Raw genomic sequence first — 19476 nt, forward strand, 5'->3', positions numbered from 1 at the left:
TGCTCCGTGGAGCCCGCCGGCAGGGGTCACGCGACCAGCGGCGCACCTACCGGGAGTCGGAGTTTGCCGCCGATGCCGTTGGCCACGCCCGCCGCCGAGGCGTACCAGGCGCACAGTGCGGTGATCACGCCGATGTAGCCGCCGACCTTCACCGTGGTGTCGCTGACCGCGAAATTGCCTGCGAACAAAACGATTTCGGTGAGCTCCAGGGTGAGGAACACGGCGAACACCGCGAGATTCACCTGGGCGGCCATGATCAGCATGTATGTGTTGAAGATGGCGAACGCCAACAGGATCCAGCCCAGATCGTGCGCGGCGCCCGCGCCCGTGGCGTGCGGGGCCACCAGCTGGGACCACAGCCCCAGGCCGATCCAGAATCCGCCGTAGGTGGAGAACGCCGTCGCGCCGAAGACGTTGCGGTTGCGGAATTCCCACATCCCGGCCAGGAGTTGGCACAACCCGCCGTAGGCGAAGGCATAGCCGACCCAGGCATCGCCGGTGGACGCGGTCGCCCACCCGGCGTTGACCGCCGATAACAGGAATGTGGTGAGTGCGAATGCGCCCAGACCCAGCGGTGCTGGATCGGCGATGGCGGGAGTGGTTTGAACCGTGTGGTCTTCGTTGACGCTCATGGTTGATCCTCGGGGAGAGTGGCTCGCCTGACGTCGCGTCCGGCGCGAACGCTCCCGGCGCAACGCTCCTGTCAGGGTAACTCCGCCCAGGTCCCGACGAGACCGGTTTGCCCGCTTCGGAAATCGCGACACGCGCGGGCTCGCAGCGATGAGGTACGGCCTCGAGGCTCGGACACACCCGGCGGACCGAGGATTACGACGGATCGCGAAAACAGGTGGTAATCAGGGATGTTCGAATGAACCACAGGACACGCTGCTGTCGTGTCGATGCTTCTGGGCCGCCCGGCCGCGCTACTCTGGCTAACGTTTCGCATCCGCGATGTCGTTGACGCTGGGTGTTTCCGATCGGAACCGAAGTGTGGATCGAGGAGGCTGACCATGCGCTGTCGAACGGTTGTGGCGGGAATGTTCGCGGCCGGGTTGTGTCTGTTCGCCGGGCATGCGGCGGCAGATCCCGTACCCCCGGTCGCCACGCCGACCAGTATGGATATGCCGGGCGTTCCGGGGCGGACCTCGATCTCGCTGCGCGTGGACTTCCTGAACCTGCAATTGGGAACCGCCAACGACACCGAGTCGCGCTCGGGGCTGTCCCTGGTGAAGCTCTACATGGCCGACTACGCACTGCGCCACGGCGACGGCTCCGCACAGGATCGGCAGCTCACGGAGCGAATGATCCGCTACTCCGATGATTCGGCGGCGGACGCCAGCGCGGCGAAGTACCCGAACGCCGTCGACGCCGAGGCCGCCGAATACGGTCTGCCCGCCACCCATTCCGGTCCCACCTGGGGGCAGTCCTCCACCAGCACCGCCGACATCACGAAGTTCCTGGACCGCAAGATGACCACCGATCCCGGCTCACCCGTGCTGGCCTGGATGGCCACGGCGAGTCCGGTCGCCGCCGACGGCACCGCGCAGAACTGGGGTACCGCTCGGCTGCCCGGCGTGATCGGAAACAAGTGGGGCTGGTCGGATTACGGTCCGCAGCAGGTGGGTTCGGCGTCCTTCGGGCCCGGCTTCACCATTTCCGCGCAGACCGACGGCAGTCCCGCCGACCAGACCGCCGATGTGGTCTCGGGGCTGACCCGATCGGTGCTGGGCATCCACCTGCCGGTGCCGAAGGTCGGATAGCGCCGCCGAGTCAGATGCGCGCGCCCTTGGCACGATTACAGGACCGGCACAGGACCTGCAGATTTCCCGGACTGGTCGCCCCGCCCCGGCTCAGCGGGATGACGTGGTCGAACTCCAGATAGTGCGTGGCGCCGCATTCGATGCACGCCCCGCCGTCTCGATGCCACACCTGCGCTTTGATCTCCGGCGGGATCACGCGGGTGTCCCGGCGCCCCGGGGCCAGGGTGAGTCGTTTGGCCACGCGCAGAGCGCCTTCCAGCATCGCGGCCACCAGATCCGGGTCCTCGACGTCGAATTCGGCTCCGCCGCGTGCGGAGGTCGCCGCGAGCGCGACCAGGCCCTCGGCGATGGAGACGGAAACGATTCGGGACCAGGGCATTTCGATTCCCGCCTCCGGCCCGACGAAACGCAGCTTCTTGTTCGTGCCGATCAGCCGACCCGCGGTGGCGCGCTCGCCGCGGGACAACTGCCGGATGCGGGTCGCTTCGATGTCCAGGTGGACGCGCTCCTCGGGATCCAGATGCAGCCCCCGCGCGTGCACGACGGGCAGTTCCCCGGCACGAAACCGGGTGCGGGTGCGGCCGCGGTGCATGCGGCGTCGCAACTCCTCCACCTGCGGGCCGGACAGGTCCAGCTCCCGCAGGGCGGTGTCGAACTCCTCGACCTCCGCCGCGGTGATCTCCTCGTCGGCGAAGGCGGCCAGCCGCTCGACATAGGCCAGACCGGGGCCGCGCAGCGCCGCGCGCCCGGTGTCCTCGGAGATCCGCCGGTAGCGCAGGGCGGTCCACAGCTCCTCCCACGCCACGCCGCCCGGCCCGTCACCGGTCAGGACGCGCCAGGCGCGGGCCCGCCAGGTGTCGAGGTACTCCTCGATCTCGGCGGCGCAGGACCGGCAGGGGGCGGGCGCGCCCAGGACGCGCCAGCTACGTCGTCGTCCGCAGTGCGGGCAGATCCGGGCATCGGCCGGAGGTAGCGGGACGGTTCTGTCGGACCATTGCGTGCCGTCCCACCAGCGCAAGATCGTGTCCTGCGGATGCCAGTCCGGTCGGGGATCCGGCGGCGGTGCGACCGTGGGGTTTTCATCGACGAGCCGGTCGAATCCTGTTCGCCGCAGCGAAATTCGACCCCGCACCGCATCGACATCCGTCGCGATGCCGAAATCCTCGAACAGCTGGGACAATTCGTCCCGGGAGCGGTCGAACGGGCGGAAGGACCAGTGCTCCTCGTCTCGGCTGAACTCCGCGATCGACAGGGCTGTCACCTCGCGCGACCGCGGTGCCGGGACGTCGCGGCGGGCCACCGTCCCGGCGGCGTCCCGGACCGTGACCGTCAGATCCGCCACCTCGTGCAGCGGCCCCTCCGACGAGACGCCCAGCACGATCCGCACGACCGTGGACTCGGTTCGGGGCAGCGAGACCGACAGGCGGGCCGAGCGGGGCTCGGGCTCCTGGTCCAGCGTCACCGCCTGGGAGGGATGCCGGGGCGCGTTGAAGAACACCGCGTCGCGCGGTGTACGGACCAGGCCGTCGTCGTCGAGCAACAGCGCATGCGCGTCCAACGCATGGGCCGAGCGCCACGAAAGTTCCACGCTCAGCAGCGAAGTCGGTATCGGCGTCGCGCCGTTCTCGGTGAAGGTCATCGTCGTGGAACTATGCCAGGCGGCACCGACACAGACCGTAGGGTCTGTCGTGCGCGGGCGGCGGGCGCCCGATGCGGCACGATGGATGTATGAGCGATCAGAAGGAGCCCGCCCGCAAGCCCGGAACGCCCCGCGTGCCCGGCGCGGGTGAGTTGATCGCCGCCGCCCAGGCCGCGGCGGAGGCGGCCCAGCGGGCGGCCGGACAGGCTCTGGACGCCGCGCAGGTGACCGCCGGACAGGCCTTCGACACCGCGGTCCGGCTGCCACCGGCCTCGGTGCAGCTCGCCGCCCAGCTGCCGGATCTGATCGAGAACCTCTCGATGGCGATCGATCGGCTCAACCGGACCATCGATCGCCTGGACCGGACCCTGGCGCTGGCCGATCCGGCGTTCGCTGCCTACGACCGGCTGCTGCCGCGGCTCGAGGCGATGATCTCGATGGGCGAGGAGGTCTACAACCGGTTGTCCCGGCTGCCGGGGGTGTCGATGATCGGACGTCTCACCGGACGCGAGAACGCGCCGTCGGAGCCGATCGATCCGCGCCGACGCGGTCGTGGACGAGGAAAATAGACCGGTTCACGGCTGCGCCCCGGCGACCTCGGTGACCGCACACACCGCCCGCAGCGCCGCGGACGCCTTGAGCACCATCTCGTGGTACTCCTGCTCGGGATCGGAATCCAGCACGATCGCACCGCCCGCGCCGACCCGCCAGCGCCCCTCGTACCGGACCGCGGTGCGGATGACGATGTTCAGATCGGCCGTGCCGCCCAGGCCCAGGAATCCGATGGTGCCCGAATAGACGCCGCGCGCTTCGGTTTCCAGATCGTCGATGATGTCCATGGTGCGCAGTTTCGGCGCACCGGTCATCGAGCCGCCCGGAAAGCAGGCGCGCAGGCAGGTGACCGCGTCCACGTTCGAGCGCAGACGCCCGCGGATGGTGGTCACCAGCTGATGCATCGTGGTGTACGTCTCGGTGTGCATGAGCGCCGCGACGCGCACGCTGCCCAGTTCGCAGACCCGGCCCAGATCGTTGCGCAGCAGATCGACGATCATCAGGTTCTCCGCGCGCGTCTTGGGATCGGATTCCAGTGCGCGGCGCAGGATTTCGTCCTGTTCGGGAGTGTGCCCGCGGGGTGCGGTGCCCTTGATCGGCTTGGTCTCCACCGTGCGGGTGCGGTCCACCTTGAGGAATCGCTCGGGCGAGGAGCAGGCGACCTCGAGCTCACCGAAACGGAGGAATGCCGCGTACGGCGCCGGATTCGAGCGTCGCAGTGCCCGATACACGGCCAGCCCGTCGCAGTCCTGCTCGACGTAGGCGCTGTCGGTGAGGTTGACCTCGTACGTCTCACCCGCCTGCAGTTGCGCGCGGATTTCGGCGATATCGGCCAGATAGCGTTGTCTGCCGCGGGTGAGCCGGGACTCAACGGCCCCCTCGTCGGCGGCGAGCTCGAGTCGGGGCGGGGTGGACCGGTCGGGCATCGCCGCCAGGGCAGCCCGGGTCGAGGACAGCCAACGAGCCGCTGCGGCAAGGGTATCCGCGTCTGCGAGCGTGAGGAGATAGGTGTGTTCGGCAACGTGGTCGACCACGATCAGGCGATCGGCGAAGAGCCACTGCGCGTCGGGCGCGGGTGCGCGATGCCGGGCCGACGCGCCGCAGTCGGCCTTCATCTCGTAGCCGAGATAGCCGACGTAGCCGCCGGCGAAATCGAAAGGCACATCCGGGAAATCGATCTCGATCTGCCGCAATCGCGTTGTCAGATAATCGAATACGGTGCCCGATACGGTACTGCGGCCCGCCCGCCGATCGATCTCCACCTGGCCCGCATCGACCCGGTACCGCACCGTCTCGGCCAGCGGCCCGGCCGCATCACCCAGATAGGAGAACCGGTCCAACCCGGGTTCGGCATGCGTGCTGTCGAGCCAGAACGCCGTCTCCGAGTCCCGATACAGCGACAGGAACACGGCCTCGGGATCCACCGCGCGATCGATCCGCTCGTACAGCACGGTCAGCGCGATCGGCGTTTCCTCGGTGCTCGCCCGCTCCGGATCGGGTCCGCTGGGCGTCGACGTGCTGTGCGCCGATCCTGCCGTCGGCGTGAGCCCGAGCTCGTGCGGTGCGGCCGGCGGCCGGGTGTCATCGGTGTGATCGGATGCGGGCCCCGGTCGGACCCCGGGGCGGGTCGTGCGCATGGGCTTCACCGTAGTCCGCGGGATCGGTCGGCTCGGACGGCCTATTGAGGGCGTCTGCCTTCAGTTCTGTGCGGCCTCTGGTGCACAATGTGGGACATGTCTGTGGTGCAACCGGCCGATGTGGACCGTGATGTCGTCGACTTCGCGGTCGTCGGAAAATGGATGGAAGAGCAGGGGCTGCCCGGCGGGCAGTTCGAGGGCGTGACCGCGCTCGGCGGCGGCACCCAGAACATCATGCTGCGATTCACCCGCGCGGGTCGCGACTACGTTCTGCGGCGCGGTCCGAAACACCTGCGCGCCAAGAGCAATGACGTGATCCGCCGGGAGGCGCGGCTGCTGGGCGCGCTCGCCGGGACGGGCGTGCGCGCGCCCGAGGTGATCGCGGCCTGCCCCGACGAATCCGTCCTGGGCGCGGTGTTCTATCTGATGCAGCCGATCATCGGTTTCAATCCGCAGACCGAACTGCCCGAACTGCACGCCGGTGATGCGGAGATTCGCAGGCAGATGGGCCTGTCCGCGGTGGAGGCGATCGCTCGACTGGGTGCGCTGGACTACCGGAAACTTGGTCTCGAGGACTACGGCAAGCCGGAGGGTTTCCTGGAGCGTCAGGTGCCGCGCTGGCTCGCCGAACTCGACTCCTACAGCGCCAACGAAGGCTATCCGGGCCCGCAGATCGGCGATGTCGAGCGGATCGGCGAATGGCTCGAGCGCAACCGGCCCGCCCGCTGGGAGCCCGGCATTCTGCACGGCGACTGCCATCTGGCCAACATCATGTTCCGCTACGACGGCCCGCAGGTGGCGGCGCTGGTCGACTGGGAGATGTCCACCATCGGCGATCCGCTGCTGGATCTGGGCTGGCAGCTCGCGACCCGCCCCGAGCCCGGCACCGCCGGCGCGGGGCTGTTCGGTGCGCTCGGCCAGCGCGGCGGGCTGCCCACCGCCGAGGAGATGATCGCGCACTACGGGAAATTCTCCGGCCGCGATCTGAGCGACATCACCTGGTACACGGTGCTGGCCTGCTTCAAACTCGGCATCGTGCTCGAGGGCACCCACGCCCGCGCCTTCGCGGGTAAGGCGCCCCAGCAGGTCGGCGACTTCCTGCACGCGATCACCCTGGAACTGTTCGAGAAGGCGAATCAGCTGGTGGAGTGAGTCTCCCGCCTCCTCGGCTACGGCCGAATCTCGACGAGGTTTGGCAGCTTATTTGTGGTAGATGATTTGCAGCCAGGATAAATTACTGCGCATGCCGATCGCTGCCGAAGACAAGGACTGGACCTGGGTGCTGGACAGGTCCTGCCCAGAATGCGGTTTCGACGGCCCGGCCACCGCCTACGATGCGGTGCCGGGCCTGACCCGGGCCGCCGCCGCACGTTTCACCGCCGCACTCGAACGCCCCGACATCGCCGTTCGCCCCGACGAATCCACCTGGGCCCCAATCGAATACGCCGCCCACGTCCGCGACGTCTGCCGAATGTTCCGCTACCGCCTGGACATCGCGCTGGGCAATCTCGCCACCCCGCCCGCGATCACCGCCTTCGAGGCGAAGACCGGAATCTCCGAAGGGCTGCCCGTTTTCGCGAACTGGGACCAGGACCGCACCGCCGAAGCCGACCGGTACCTCACCCAGACCCCCGCCGCGGTGGCCGCCGAACTGACCGAAGCGGCCGACTCCGTATCGCACGCCTTCGAATCCGTCCCCGTGTCCGAGCGCACCCGCGCCGCCCGCCGCAGCAACGGCTCCCTGTTCACCGTCGACTCCATGGCCACCTACTTCCTGCACGACCTCGTGCACCACCTCCACGACATCCACGCCTGACCGATCAGGCGTTCGCGCACCCCTTATAAGCTCTGTGCGTGCGAGCGTTGGAGCAGATTCGAGAATGGCCGGTCGGGCATGCGGCTGCGGGGGTGGCGACGGCCGCGGGAGTGGTGGCGACCGAGGGGGACCTCGATCGCACGTTCGCGTTGGCTTCGGTGACGAAACCGCTTGTCGCCTATGCGGTTCTGGTCGCGGTGGAGGAGGGCGCGGTCGAACTGGACCAGCCTGCCGGGCCACCGGGATCGACGGTGCGTCATCTACTGGCGCACACCTCGGGCCTGGCCTTCGACACCACGGTGATCATGGCCGAGCCGGGGACGCGGCGGATCTACTCGAGTTCCGGATTCGAAGTGCTGGCGCAGTTCGTCGCCGATCACACCGGGATCGCTTTCGAGGATTACCTGCACGAGGCGGTATTCGAGCCACTCGGGATGAAATCCTCGGATCTGGACGGCTCGGCCGGGCACGGCGCCTGGTCGACGACCGCCGACCTACTGCTTTTTGCCGGTGAGTTGCTCAATCCGAGTTTGCTTTCTCCGGAAACTCTCGATGAGGCCATCACCGTGCAATTTCCGGGCTGCAACGGAGTGCTGCCCGGCTACGGTTCGCAGCGCCCCAACGATTGGGGGCTGGGATTCGAGATCCGCGACAACAAGACTCCCCATTGGACCGGAAGTGCGAATTCACCGCGCACCTACGGCCATTTCGGGCAATCCGGCACCTTCCTGTGGGTGGATCCCGCGCAGGGGCTGGCGTGCGTGGCGCTGAGCGACGAGAATTTCGGCGACTGGGCTCGCACGGCCTGGCCGCCGCTCAGCGACTCGGTACTCACCGAGATCGCGGCGGATCGCGACACGTCGGCAAAGTAACACACGTAACTCCGGACACTCCAGTAAACTCAGGCCACGCCAGCTCGACCCGATCGTTGGGGAAGACGTTCCAGGTCGAGGCTGGAGGTGTACTGGTGCGCGGAACGAGTCAGTTCGCGGACGCGACGTCTGGTGTGGTGTATATCCACGCGTCGCCTGCCGCGCTGTGCCCGCACATCGAATGGACGCTCTCCTCGACCCTGAAATCGCCCGCGCAATTGCGGTGGACCGCACAACCCGCCGCCTCCGGACAACTGCGCGCAACCACCGAGTGGGCGGGTCCGGTCGGTACCGGATCGAAGATTGCCAATGCGTTGCGGGCCTGGCCGGTTCTGCGTTTCGAGGTCACCGAGGATCCCAGTGAGGGCGTCGACGGTGAACGCTACAGTTTCGTCCCCAGCCTGGGCCTGTGGTGCGGCGCGATGAGCGCCAACGGCGATGTGATGGTCGGGGAGATGCGGCTGCGGGAGATCGTGCGTCTGGCGCGCGAGCGGGGCCGGTACGGTCCCGCCGAGATCGCCGCCGAGATGGATCGAGCCCTCGGTACCGCCTGGGACGACGACCTCGAGCCCTTCCGCAGCGGCAGTGAGGGCGCGGAAGTCACCTGGCTGCGCCGCGACGTCGGCTGACTGGACCGCACACCGCCTCCGAATATCGCACTGCCGACGCTCCCGGGGAGCCCGGCGAGCCCGTGTGGCAGAGTCGTTTCCGGCACCGAGGAGGAGGGGTGGAGTGGACAGCGGGCGGGTACTGATCGAAACACTGGGGGAGTACGAGGATTGGACCGTACTCGCGGTCGACGAGCGCCCCGTGCCCTGGCGGTCGGTGGCACGGGTGCTGCGGCCCGCGGTGCAGCGCACGATCGAACAGGTATGGCGTCGCGGGGAGTCCGTCGAGGTGGAGCCGACCCGTCGTTCGCGCGGTGCATGGGACACCGAGATCGTATGCGCCTCACCGGTATTCGGTACCGATGGTCGGGTCTACGCGGTGCAGGTGTGTAGTGCCGCCGCGCGGGATCACTTGCCTGATCCGTATTCCGTTGTCGCATTGGACTATTCGTCTCAGCGGCGAACGATTCAGCTGGCGGACAACCCGTTCGGATGGGCATTGCCCGAGGGGCGTTCGCAGTGGACGGTTCCGGAGGCATTCCGGCACGTGCGGCGGTGCGACGGCTCGATGGAACTGATCATGCAGACGCGCGATCCCCGCGAAGGGATGCGCTGGGCGGGCGATGTCACCGCCTGCGTCGACGGTACGCCACGCCGCTACCACCTGGCCCTGCGCAACGGCGCCGGAACCGAACTCACGCGGTGGCGCGGACTGTTGCACGACGTCACCGAATTCCTCGCGCCCGAACCGGCTTCGGTGGACACCGCGGCCTTCGCCGCACTCGGCCGTCAGCGCCCCGGACGCTCATACCTGGTGCTCGCCGACGTGGAGAAGGTCCGGCTGATCCGGTGGGTCACCGACCCGATCCCGGGCATCCAGTGGAAGGGCGTGGTCGACGACCGCGACACCCCGCATCCCGACGACGTCGCCCGCATTCTCGCCGAGGTCGACCGGGGCGTCCGGGCACAGGAGACGAGCGGGCGGGTCAACGGAATTCGTCTGCGCCGCAACGGCGGCGGCTGGACCGTGGTCGATGCCGTCGGGTCTCTGGTCCCCACCGCCGACTCACCCATGCTGCTGCTCGTCGAGCTGACCGTCACCGGCTACTCCGACGACCCCGACCCGACCGAGCCCTGACCGCGGCGAGTATCAGCCCTCCGGCGGCAGCTCGCGCCCCCGTAGCAATCGCAGCTCCTCCTCCTGAGCCGCGAGCCGCACCGTGACCAGGTGTTCGACCTCGATCAGATCGTGCCGCATATCGATCTGCTCGTACTGCATCTGCACGTAGTCGCCTTGGATGCGTAGATAGTCCGAGTGCAACTGTGCGGTATCGGTCCAGGCGATATCCAATTCGCTTCGCGTGTAATGCAGTTCGGCGGCCAGGGCGCTCTGCTCGGCGCGCGCCTCGGCCAGTTCGGCTCGCAGCGCGGTCTGCTCGGCATAGGACTCGTGCAACTCGTCCAGGGCTGCCATCAGCCGCTCGTGCAGATCATCCATCCGGTCCCCCTCGATTCTGTTGTGAAGTAATGGAATACGGGTGGCCTCCGAGGAGACCACCCGTAATCCTTGTTGTGGAAGAGATATCTTCGCCAGGCTACAGCGGAATGTTCTTGAGGTGACTCGGCCGGGCGGGCGCGGCGGCCAGCGCGGCGGCGATGGTGGAGCGGGTCTTGGCCGGATCGATGACCTCGTCGACCACCCCGATCGACATCGCCCGGCCCAGACCGCCGGCGATCTGCTCGTGCTCGACGGTCAGCCGCTCGATCAGCGCTTCTCGCTCCTCCTCGGGCGCGGCGGCGATGGCCTTCTTGTGCAGGATGCCGACGGCGGCCTTGGCTCCCATGACCGCGACTTCCGAACCCGGCCAGGCGAATACCGCCGTCGCACCGAGCGAGCGCGCGTTCATCGCGATGTACGCGCCGCCATAGATCTTGCGGGTCACCAGGGTCACGCGCGGAACGCGCGCCTCGGCGAAGGCGTGCAGCAGCTTCGCGCCGCGGCGCACCACACCCTCCCACTCCATGCCGACACCGGGCAGGTAGCCGGGCACGTCGGTGATCACGACCAGCGGGATGCCGAACGAGTTGCACAGGCGCACGAAACGCGCTGCCTTCTCCGCACTCTGGGAATCCAGGCAGCCGCCCAGGCGCAGCGGGTTGTTCGCCAGCACACCGACGGTGCGTCCGGCCAGACGACCCAGGCCGGTGACCATGCTGCGGGCGTACCCGCCTTGGAACTCCTCGAACGTCGACTCGCCGTTGATGTTGTCCAGCAGCTCATGCACGATCGGCTTGACGTCGTAGGCGCGCTTGGCCGATTCGGGCATCATCGCTCGCAGGTCGACATCGCCGTGTTCGGCGGCGACCATATCGAACGAGCCCTGCTCTGCGAACATCGAGACCAGACGACGGCCGCGGTGCATGGCGTCGGATTCGTCGTAGGCGGCGATGTGGCACACACCGGACTTCTTGTAGTGCGTATCCGGGCCGCCGAGCGTGGCCATGTCGACGTTCTCGCCGGTCACACTGCGCACGACATCCGGACCGGTCACGAAGACCCGGCCCTCGGGGGCCATGATGACCACATCGGTCAGCGCGGGACCGTAGGCGGCGCCACCGGCTGCGAAGCCGAGCACCACCGAAATCTGGGGGACCAGGCCGGACGCGCGGACCATGGCCTCGAAGACCAGGCCGACCGCGTGCAGGGCCTCCACGCCCTCGGCCAGGCGGGCGCCACCGGAATGCCAGATGCCCACGACGGGCAGTCCGGACTCGATGGCGGTGTCGATCGCGTCGACGATGTGCTTACATCCCTCGATGCCCATCGCGCCGCCCATGACCGTGGCGTCCGAGCAGTAGGCGACGGTGCGCACACCGTCGACCTCGCCGGTGGCGGCGAGCACGCCGGACTTGTCACGAGGATGCAGCGGCAGCACCGTGCCGGGGTCGAAGAACCGTTGCAACCGGCCCAGCGGATCCCGGGGATCGGTGGCAGTATCCGCCTGCGCGGGAGCCATGATGGTCATCGCGTTCTCTCCTCGATGCGATGGTGAGTCGCTGACGCGGCTGTGAGTGCAGCAGTTGATCGGCTGTCGAGAGAATTCCCCGTGCGGCCTGGCGGAAATGGGGTCGACCAATCCCGAAGGCCCACACGGGGATTCGTTGTGTTGTCGAACGGCGGAACTCAGTACCGGCCGAAGGCCAGCGCCACGTTGTGACCGCCGAAGCCGAACGAGTTGTTGATCGCGTACTCGATGTCCTGACGACGAGCCTCGCCGTGCACGACATCGAGGTCGATCTCCGGATCCTGGTTGTCCAGGTTCAGCGTCGGCGGCACGATGCCGTCGCGAATGCTGAGCACGGTGAGCACCGACTCGAGCGCGCCGACGGCGCCGATCGAGTGGCCCAGGGCGGACTTGGGCGCGTAGACCGAGGCATGGTTGCCCACGGCCAGGTTGATCGCGTTCGCCTCGGCGGTATCACCGATCGGCGTCGCGGTCGCGTGCGCGTTGACGTGGGTGATGTCCTTCTTGTTCAGACCAGCGGTCTGCATCGCCCGGGTCATCGCGCGTGCCGCGCCCTGCCCGTCCGGGGCCGGGGCGACCAGATGGAAACCGTCGGAAGTGATTCCGGCGCCCATCAGCCGTGCGTGGATGGTTGCTCCACGCGCCTTGGCGTGCTCCTCGGTCTCGATGACCATGAGCGCACCGGCTTCACCGAAGACGAAACCGTCCCGTGCCGAGTCGAAGGGACGCGAGGCCGCCTTCGGGTTGTCGTTACGGGTGCTCATCGCGCGCATCATGGAGAATGCCGCGATCGGCACGGCGTCGATATAACCCTCGACGCCGCCGGTGACGACTATGTCGGCGTCGCCCATGACGATCATCCGCCACGCGTTCGCGATGGCTTCCGAACCCGATGAGCACGCGGAGACCGGAGTGACCACTCCCGCCCTGGCCTTCAACTCCAGGCCCACGACGGCGGACGGCCCGTTCGGCATGACCATCTGCACTGCCAGTGGCGAAATCTTGCGATAGCCACCGTTCTTGAGCTTGTCGACCGAATCGATCAGCGCGTCGCCGCCGCCGAGTCCAGTGCCGATGGCGACGCCCAGGCGCTCCGGGTCGACCTCCGGAGTACCGGCGTTCTTCCACACCTCGCGACCGAGAACGGTCGCGAGCTGCTCGACGTACGCCATGCGACGGCACTCGACCCGGCTGAGCAGGGTCTCGGGCCGAACCTTCAGGTGACCGCCGATGCGGACCGGAAGGTCGTATTCCTCGACGAAGGAATCCTCGAGAACGTCGATGCCGCTCTCGCCGTTGAGGAGTCCCTTCCACGTCGCATCGACATCACCCGCGATCGACGTGGTCGCCGCCAGGCTTGTTACGACGACGTTGGGGAAGTTCCCGTTCAGAGTGGAAGGAGTGGTCACGGTATCGGTCCTATTCGGAGTCCGCGCCGAACTTGGCCTTCAGCTCGGCAGCGGCCTCGGAGTTCTCCGCCTCGAGCTTCTGGATGTAACCGACGGCGTCGCCGACGGTCTTCAGGCTCGCCAGATCCTCGTCCGGGATCTTGACGCCGTACTTGTCCTCGGTCTGCACGGCGATCTCGACCATCGACAGCGAGTCGATGTCCAGGTCGTCGACGAAGGACTTCTCGATGGTCACCTCGGAGGGCTCGATACCGGTCACCTCTTCGATGATCTTGCCGAGCTCTTCGACGATCTGTTCCTGGGTCAGAGCGGCCACTGCGTGGCTCCCTTCTTGTTCTTCTCTTCGACGGGGTCTGTTTACTTATTTCGGAACCGGCTGGGCGAACGTTTCGATCCATCCGGTTGCGGTTGCATCACTGCAAGCCGCAGAAAAGCTAGCCGGTTGCCGACAGGTCGGACAACGCGGGGATGTTCTCGGGGGTCTTCAGCGCCAGATTCGGGGTGCCCTTGAGCTCCCGTTTGGCGATGCCGACCAGGGTTCCAGCGGGCGGCAACTCTGCCACCCCGGAAACCCCTGCCGCGCGAACGGTTTCGGTGCACAGGTCCCACCGGACGGGCCGGGTCACCTGTGCCGCGAGCTTGTCGACGGCGTCCTTACCCGAAGTGACCGGCTTGCCGTCGAAGTTCGACAGCAGGGTCCGGGTCGGTTCGCCGGGGGAAATCTGTGCGATGGCCTTCGCCACCGCGTCCTGGGCCGGAGCCATGAACGCGGTGTGGAACGCCCCGGCGACGGGCAGGGCACGCACGCGTGCCTTCTCCGGCGGGTTCGCCGCCAGTTCGGCCAGTGCATCGAGCCGGCCCGCGGCCACGATCTGACCCACCGCGTTGCGGTTGGCCGGAACGAGATCCAGTTCCGCGAGCCGGGCGAGCACGGCGGCCTCGTCGCCGCCGAGCACAGCGGACATACCGGTCGGCTCCAGCGCGCACGCCTTGGCCATCTCCGCACCGCGGATCGCGGCGAGCATCACCGCGTCATCGGGGGAGATGACGCCGGCGACAGCGGCGGCGGCGAGCTCGCCGACCGAGTGTCCGGCGACGATCGTAGCGGGCGGCAGCGCATTCTGCGGTATCTCCGCATAGGCGAGCAGCGCGGCGGCGACCACCAGCGGCTGGGTGACCGCCGTATCGGTGATCTCCTCCGCCGTTGCGGTGGTGCCCAGCTGCACCAGGTCCAGGCCTGCGGCCTTGGACCAGAGTTCGAGATGGTCACGCGCGCCGGGGAGGTCGAGCCAAGGCGCGAGCATGCCGGGTGTCTGAGAGCCCTGTCCTGGGGCGAACAACGCGATCACTTCTCTAGACAACACCGTTTTCGGGGGTTGTGGAGATGTCGACGCGAATGATGTTTGCGGACTGCTTTTGTGTGGACTCCACAAAACGGCTAGTCGGCTACCGGCATCGAGGATCTCGTGTACGGCGTTACAACCGATCCTCGTGGATCAGGCCGGCTGGGTCCTCTGAGGCAGAAGTTGGCGATTCGTTACGAGTTCGTGTCAGACGACCTATGGTCGCGGCGATCCGGAGCACGTACGCGTCGCGTGGATTCAGCGGATCCCGGCCCGTGACCTCGCCGATGCGCTTGAGGCGATAACGAACCGTATTTGGATGAACGAACAGCTGGCGGGCGCAGGTCTCGACGGCTCCACCGCAATCCAGGTAGGCGTCGAGGGTGTCCGACAGAGCCGACCCGGCGGCGGCCAACGGTAGCACAAGATACTCGTTCAGAGCCTCGACCGCAGCGCGATCTCCGAGCAGGGCTCGTTCGGGCAGGAGTTCGGAGGCATGCACCGGCCGCGGGGCGCCCCGCCAGCCGACCACGGCCTCCATTCCGGCCATCGCCTCCACCGCACTGGCATGCGCCGCGGACAGGGTGCGAGTGGTCGGTCCGATCACCACGGGCCCCTCGGAGAACGTCTCGGCGAGCAGATCGATCAGGAAGGGGGAGGGGTAGGAGGTGTCGCCGAGATGGCCGCTGACCACCATCACCAGCCGCGAACCCTGCACCACGGCGAGCGCGGCGCGACCGTGCCGGGCCGCGGTGTTGTGCACCGAGCCGACCACGGCCACCTGATCCTTCGGCGGCGTGCCGACCAGAACCGTCGCCGGCGCGGTGGCATCCCAGTTGAGAGTGGCGGCGCGGGAGAGCATTTCGGGTCCGGTGTCGCCGCGCACCACCGCGTCCACGACCAGCGCCTCGAGCCGGGTGTCCCAGGCGCCACGGGATTCGGCGGCACTGGCGTACACCGAGGCCGCGGCGAAACCCAGCTCGCGCCCGTACCGCAGCACCGCCTCGGTCAGGGCCACCAGCTGCCGGTCGTTGCGGGCCAGCGCGGGCAGCCACTGCTCGAAGAACTCCATGGCCACCCGCACCATGTCCACGGTCTGGCGCAGCGTCAGCCGACGCGCCAGATCCTGCGGGATGACCTGGAAGGCATCCAGGCTGAAGCGGATATCGCTCTCGGGATCCTGCAGCCACTCCAGGAAATTGACCACCGCGGTCTGCACCAGCATCTGCACGCCCGCGCGCTGTGCGGCGTCCAGACTGCCGAAAAACGGCAGCCGATCCTCCATCGAGGCGACCGCCTCGGTGGACAACCGCCCGGAGAACTGCTTGACCCGTTTGAGCAGCGTGTCCGGCAGCGGGTCGCGGGTCTGCCGATTGGGCGACAAAGCCCCGGTGGGCAGATACACCTCATGCGAGGTGGAAGTACCGGACTCGGATACCCGGCGCGGCCTCGGCGGTTTACGATCCACTGTACTTTTGGCCTCCGCTTCGCTCCGGCGGGTTTTCGGCGCTGTAAGGCTCGTCGTTCGTCCCTCGAGACTCGGGCTTCGCCCATGCGCTTCGAGGGCCGAACGACGATCCCGCGCCGAAAACCTTTGGGGTTGAACTGATTTGCCTGGCAGTTCCGGCGTACGGAGACGCTTCGCCGCTGGGTGCGTGGGTGGTGGTCGGGGTGCGAGCCATCTCACCCTTCGTGCACGCAGCGGCGAGTCGTTTTGCGAACCGTGGTGTCGGCGTGTTCGGGCTGACTGCTCCGGCGTACCGAGCCGCATTGCTGCCGAGTACGCCGGAGGTGGTCAGGTTGGGGGTCATTTCACCCTTCGGGCGGAGGCTCCCGGAGGAGCGAAGCGGACGCGAACCCTGTCAGTCCTCGTTGTTGGTGGACTGCTCGGCGGAGTCTACGTCGTCGATGCGGTAGCGGGCTGCGGCCTCGGTTACCTTCGACGCGTCGATCGCGCCCGTGCGGCCCAGTGCGGACAGTGCGGCGACCGTGATCGACTCGGCATCCACATTGAACACGCGGCGTGCCGCCGGACGGGTGTCGGAGAAGCCGAAACCGTCCGTGCCGAGGGTCGTGTAGTCACCCGGAACCCACTTGCGGATCTGGTCCTGCACCGCGCGCATCCAGTCCGAGGCGGCGATGAACGGTCCCTGCGCCTGCGACAGCGCCTCGGTGATGTACGGAACCTCCGCCGAGGCGCCCGGATTGCGCAGTGCCGCAATCTCCTTGGCGAGCGCTTCGCGACGCAGCTCACTCCACGAGGTCACCGACCACACATCGGCCTGCACACCCCATTCGGCCAGCAGTTCCTGCGCCCGCAGGCCGTCGGGCACCGTCACGCCCGAGACCAGGATCTGCGCGCGCACGGCACCCTCGCCACCGCGCTTGTACAGGTACAAGCCCTTGAGCAGACCGTCGATATCGATGCCGTCCGGCTCGGCGGGCTGCGGATAGGGCTCGTTGTACAGGGTGATGTAGTAGAAGATGTTCTCCCCGCCGAACGCGTCCTGGTGCATGTGCGGATGCGTGCCCGGCACCGCGGCCGGGTCGGGCGGGGTGGTGCCGCCGCCGTACATCCGTCGCATGCCATCGCGCACGATGTGCGCGATCTCGAACGCGAACGCCGGGTCGTAGGCGACCGCCGCCGGGTTGGTCGAGGCGAGCAGCAGCGAATGACCGTCGTTGTGCTGCAGGCCCTCACCGGTCAGCGTCGTTCGCCCGGCGGTAGCTCCGAGCACGAAACCGCGGGCGAGCTGATCCGCCGCGGCCCACAGGCCATCGCCGGTGCGCTGGAAGCCGAACATCGAATAGAAGATGTACAGCGGAATCATCGGCTCGCCGTGGGTGGCGTACGAGGTGCCCGCCGCGGTGAACGACGCGGTCGACCCCGCCTCGTTGATGCCCTCGTGCAGGATCTGCCCGATGGTGCTCTCTTTGTAGGCAAGCATCAATTCCGCGTCGACCGACGTGTACAACTGGCCGTTGCGGTTGTAGATCTTCAACGAAGGGAACCACGAGTCCATACCGAAGGTACGGGCCTCGTCGGGGATGATCGGCACGATCCGCTTGCCGATCTCCTTGTCCCGCAGCAGTTCCTTCATCAGGCGCACGAACGCCATCGTGGTGGCGACGTTCTGCTTGCCCGAACCCTTGCGTACGCCGCGGTACGGCTCGTCGCCGGGAAGTTGCAGAGGCTTTGCCACACTGCGTCGTTCGGGCAGATAACCGCCGAGCGCCTGACGCCGGCCCAGCAGGTACTGGATCTCCGGGGACTCCATGCCGGGGTGGTAGTACGGCGGGAGGTACGGATTCTCCTCGAGCTGCGCGTCGGTGATCGGGATGCGCTGCACGTCGCGGAAGGCCTTGAGGTCGTCCAGCGTCATCTTCTTCATCTGATGGGTGGCGTTGCGCGCCTCGAAGTGCTTGCCCAGGCCGTAGCCCTTGATGGTCTTGGCCAGGATCACCGTCGGCTTGCCCTGATGCGCCAGCGCCGCCGCGTACGCCGCGTAGATCTTGCGGTAGTCGTGGCCGCCGCGCTTGAGGTTCCAGATCTCCTGATCGGTCAGGCCCTTCACCAGTTCCTTGGTGCGCGGGTCGCGGCCGAAGAAGTGCTCCCGCACGTAAGCGCCGTCGTTGGCCTTGTACGTCTGGTAGTCGCCGTCGGGGGTGGAGTTCATCAGATTCACCAGTGCGCCGTCGCGGTCGGCGCCCAGCAGCGCGTCCCACTCGCGGCCCCAGATGACCTTGATGACGTTCCAGCCCGCGCCGCGGAAGAACGACTCCAGCTCCTGGATGATCTTGCCGTTACCGCGCACCGGGCCGTCGAGGCGCTGCAGGTTGCAGTTGATGACGAAGGTGAGGTTGTCCAGGCCCTCGTTCGCGGCCACCTGGATCAGGCCGCGCGATTCGGGCTCGTCCATCTCGCCGTCGCCCAGGAACGCCCACACGTGCTGATCGGAGGTGTCCTTGATGCCGCGGTCGTGCAGGTAGTGGTTGAACCGCGCCTGGTAGATGGCGTTCATCGGGCCCAGCCCCATGGACACCGTGGGGAATTCCCAGAAGTCCGGCATCAGGCGCGGATGCGGATACGAGGACAGGCCGTGTCCCGGGCCGCCGTGGCTGTACTCCTGGCGGAACCCGTCGAGCTGATCGGTGGTCAGCCGGCCCTCCAGGAACGCGCGGGCGTACATGCCGGGGGAGGCGTGGCCCTGCATGAACACCTGATCGCCGCCACCGGGATGATCCTTGCCCCGGAAGAAGTGGTTGAAGCCGACCTCGTACAGCGCCGCCGAGGACGCGTAGGTCGAAATATGGCCGCCCACACCGATTCCCGGACGCTGGGCGCGGTGCACCATGACCGCGGCGTTCCAGCGGATCCAGGCGCGGTAGCGACGCTCGACCTCTTCGTCACCGGGGAACCAGGGCTCGTTCTCGGTGGGGATGGTGTTGACGTAGTCGGTGGAGGTCAGGGCAGGGATGGTGACGTGCCGCTCACCGGCGCGCTCGAGCAGGCGCAGCATCAGATAGCGGGCGCGACCCGGACCTTCGCGATCGAGCATCTCGTCGAAGGATTCCAGCCATTCGCTGGTCTCGTCCGGGTCGATATCCGGTAGGTACGACGCCACCCCCTCGCGGATCACTCGTACGCGTGCCCCAGCGGGCCGGCTGGGCGCCTGTGCGGCGTCGCCGTGGCCGTCGGCAGCGGGACCGGACGAAGACATCGGGTGCAGCAGGTCGGTCAAAATCAATGCTCCTCGTGCAGGGGTGGACAGGCTGATGGCTCTGTTGTCGAGATTCCCCGGGTAGCTTGCGCT

General features: G+C 67.5%; 17 protein-coding genes. 7 read left to right on the top strand and 10 right to left on the bottom strand.

Annotated elements, in window-relative coordinates:
• Positions 1-26: 26 nt before the first annotated feature.
• A complete protein-coding gene (locus ON40_RS09455) occupies positions 27-632 on the bottom strand; it encodes an acetate uptake transporter (RefSeq protein WP_040820642.1) in 606 nt (201 codons plus the stop codon).
• Between the two features lie 378 nt (positions 633-1010).
• Here ON40_RS09455 and ON40_RS09460 point away from each other — a divergent pair, with 378 nt between their 5' ends.
• A complete protein-coding gene (locus tag ON40_RS09460) occupies positions 1011-1760 on the top strand; it encodes a hypothetical protein (RefSeq protein WP_063712969.1) in 750 nt (249 codons plus the stop codon).
• A 10-nt stretch (positions 1761-1770) separates the two neighbouring features.
• On the opposite strand, the gene ON40_RS09465 is transcribed toward ON40_RS09460, so the two are convergent.
• Positions 1771-3399 carry a TerD family protein gene (locus tag ON40_RS09465; RefSeq protein WP_040820644.1) on the bottom strand — a complete coding sequence of 543 codons (1629 nt, stop codon included), beginning with the start codon at positions 3397-3399 and terminating at the stop codon, positions 1771-1773.
• A gap of 89 nt (positions 3400-3488) precedes the next feature.
• On the opposite strand from ON40_RS09465, the gene ON40_RS09470 reads away from it, so the two are divergent.
• Positions 3489-3968, top strand: a complete 480-nt coding sequence (locus ON40_RS09470; protein WP_051192887.1) for a hypothetical protein — start codon at positions 3489-3491, stop codon at positions 3966-3968.
• A 6-nt stretch (positions 3969-3974) separates the two neighbouring features.
• Here ON40_RS09470 and pabB read toward each other — a convergent pair whose 3' ends face one another.
• Positions 3975-5588 (bottom strand): aminodeoxychorismate synthase component I, encoded by a 1614-nt coding sequence (pabB, locus tag ON40_RS09475; RefSeq protein ID WP_051192888.1) that lies wholly within the window; start codon positions 5586-5588, stop codon positions 3975-3977.
• Positions 5589-5684: 96 nt separating this feature from the next.
• Here pabB and ON40_RS09480 point away from each other — a divergent pair, with 96 nt between their 5' ends.
• The 5 genes from ON40_RS09480 to ON40_RS09500 all read left to right on the top strand — a co-directional run bounded on the left by ON40_RS09480 (position 5685) and on the right by ON40_RS09500 (position 10022).
• Positions 5685-6740, top strand: a complete 1056-nt coding sequence (locus ON40_RS09480) for a phosphotransferase family protein (RefSeq protein ID WP_040820646.1) — start codon at positions 5685-5687, stop codon at positions 6738-6740.
• 91 nt (positions 6741-6831) lie between these two features.
• Positions 6832-7404, top strand: a complete 573-nt coding sequence (locus tag ON40_RS09485; protein WP_040820830.1) for a DinB family protein — start codon at positions 6832-6834, stop codon at positions 7402-7404.
• Positions 7405-7442: 38 nt separating this feature from the next.
• Positions 7443-8276 (top strand): serine hydrolase domain-containing protein, encoded by an 834-nt coding sequence (locus tag ON40_RS09490; protein ID WP_040820648.1) that lies wholly within the window; start codon positions 7443-7445, stop codon positions 8274-8276.
• 95 nt (positions 8277-8371) lie between these two features.
• Positions 8372-8905: a DUF3145 domain-containing protein gene (locus ON40_RS09495; RefSeq protein ID WP_040820650.1), complete on the top strand. Its 534-nt coding sequence runs from the start codon at positions 8372-8374 to the stop codon at positions 8903-8905.
• A gap of 103 nt (positions 8906-9008) precedes the next feature.
• Positions 9009-10022: a GAF domain-containing protein gene (locus ON40_RS09500; protein WP_040820652.1), complete on the top strand. Its 1014-nt coding sequence runs from the start codon at positions 9009-9011 to the stop codon at positions 10020-10022.
• Positions 10023-10034: 12 nt separating this feature from the next.
• Here the strand turns inward: ON40_RS09500 and ON40_RS09505 are convergent, their stop codons facing one another.
• The 7 genes from ON40_RS09505 to aceE all read right to left on the bottom strand — a co-directional run bounded on the left by ON40_RS09505 (position 10035) and on the right by aceE (position 19404).
• Positions 10035-10382, bottom strand: a complete 348-nt coding sequence (locus ON40_RS09505) for a hypothetical protein (protein WP_040820653.1) — start codon at positions 10380-10382, stop codon at positions 10035-10037.
• Positions 10383-10479: 97 nt separating this feature from the next.
• Positions 10480-11910 (bottom strand): acyl-CoA carboxylase subunit beta, encoded by a 1431-nt coding sequence (locus ON40_RS09510; protein WP_040820655.1) that lies wholly within the window; start codon positions 11908-11910, stop codon positions 10480-10482.
• A gap of 158 nt (positions 11911-12068) precedes the next feature.
• Positions 12069-13319, bottom strand: a complete 1251-nt coding sequence (locus ON40_RS09515; RefSeq protein ID WP_040820657.1) for a KasA/KasB family beta-ketoacyl-ACP synthase — start codon at positions 13317-13319, stop codon at positions 12069-12071.
• A 10-nt stretch (positions 13320-13329) separates the two neighbouring features.
• Positions 13330-13635: a meromycolate extension acyl carrier protein AcpM gene (acpM, locus tag ON40_RS09520; RefSeq protein WP_040820659.1), complete on the bottom strand. Its 306-nt coding sequence runs from the start codon at positions 13633-13635 to the stop codon at positions 13330-13332.
• 118 nt (positions 13636-13753) lie between these two features.
• On the bottom strand, positions 13754-14668 hold the full coding sequence (locus ON40_RS09525; protein ID WP_040820661.1) for an ACP S-malonyltransferase: 915 nt from the start codon (positions 14666-14668) through the stop codon (positions 13754-13756).
• Positions 14669-14795: 127 nt separating this feature from the next.
• Positions 14796-16130 carry a PucR family transcriptional regulator gene (locus ON40_RS09530; protein ID WP_051192890.1) on the bottom strand — a complete coding sequence of 445 codons (1335 nt, stop codon included), beginning with the start codon at positions 16128-16130 and terminating at the stop codon, positions 14796-14798.
• A gap of 394 nt (positions 16131-16524) precedes the next feature.
• Positions 16525-19404 (bottom strand): pyruvate dehydrogenase (acetyl-transferring), homodimeric type, encoded by a 2880-nt coding sequence (aceE, locus tag ON40_RS09535; protein ID WP_040820663.1) that lies wholly within the window; start codon positions 19402-19404, stop codon positions 16525-16527.
• Positions 19405-19476 lie beyond the last annotated feature (72 nt).

This window comes from Nocardia jiangxiensis NBRC 101359 (assembly GCF_000308615.1).
Lineage (GTDB): Bacteria > Actinomycetota > Actinomycetes > Mycobacteriales > Mycobacteriaceae > Nocardia > Nocardia jiangxiensis.

Bases quoted from the DNA above. Each gene is read 5' to 3' on its own strand.
- ON40_RS09455 (WP_040820642.1), bottom strand. From the start codon at position 632: ATGAGCGTCAACGAAGACCACACGGTTCAAACCACTCCCGCCATCGCC.
- ON40_RS09510 (WP_040820655.1), bottom strand. From the start codon at position 11,910: ATGACCATCATGGCTCCCGCGCAGGCGGATACTGCCACCGATCCCCGG.
- pabB (WP_051192888.1), bottom strand. From the start codon at position 5,588: ATGCGCACGACCCGCCCCGGGGTCCGACCGGGGCCCGCATCCGATCAC.
- ON40_RS09505 (WP_040820653.1), bottom strand. From the start codon at position 10,382: ATGGATGATCTGCACGAGCGGCTGATGGCAGCCCTGGACGAGTTGCAC.
- ON40_RS09485 (WP_040820830.1), top strand. From the start codon at position 6,832: ATGCCGATCGCTGCCGAAGACAAGGACTGGACCTGGGTGCTGGACAGG.
- ON40_RS09460 (WP_063712969.1), top strand. From the start codon at position 1,011: ATGCGCTGTCGAACGGTTGTGGCGGGAATGTTCGCGGCCGGGTTGTGT.
- ON40_RS09480 (WP_040820646.1), top strand. From the start codon at position 5,685: ATGTCTGTGGTGCAACCGGCCGATGTGGACCGTGATGTCGTCGACTTC.
- ON40_RS09465 (WP_040820644.1), bottom strand. From the start codon at position 3,399: ATGACCTTCACCGAGAACGGCGCGACGCCGATACCGACTTCGCTGCTG.
- ON40_RS09470 (WP_051192887.1), top strand. From the start codon at position 3,489: ATGAGCGATCAGAAGGAGCCCGCCCGCAAGCCCGGAACGCCCCGCGTG.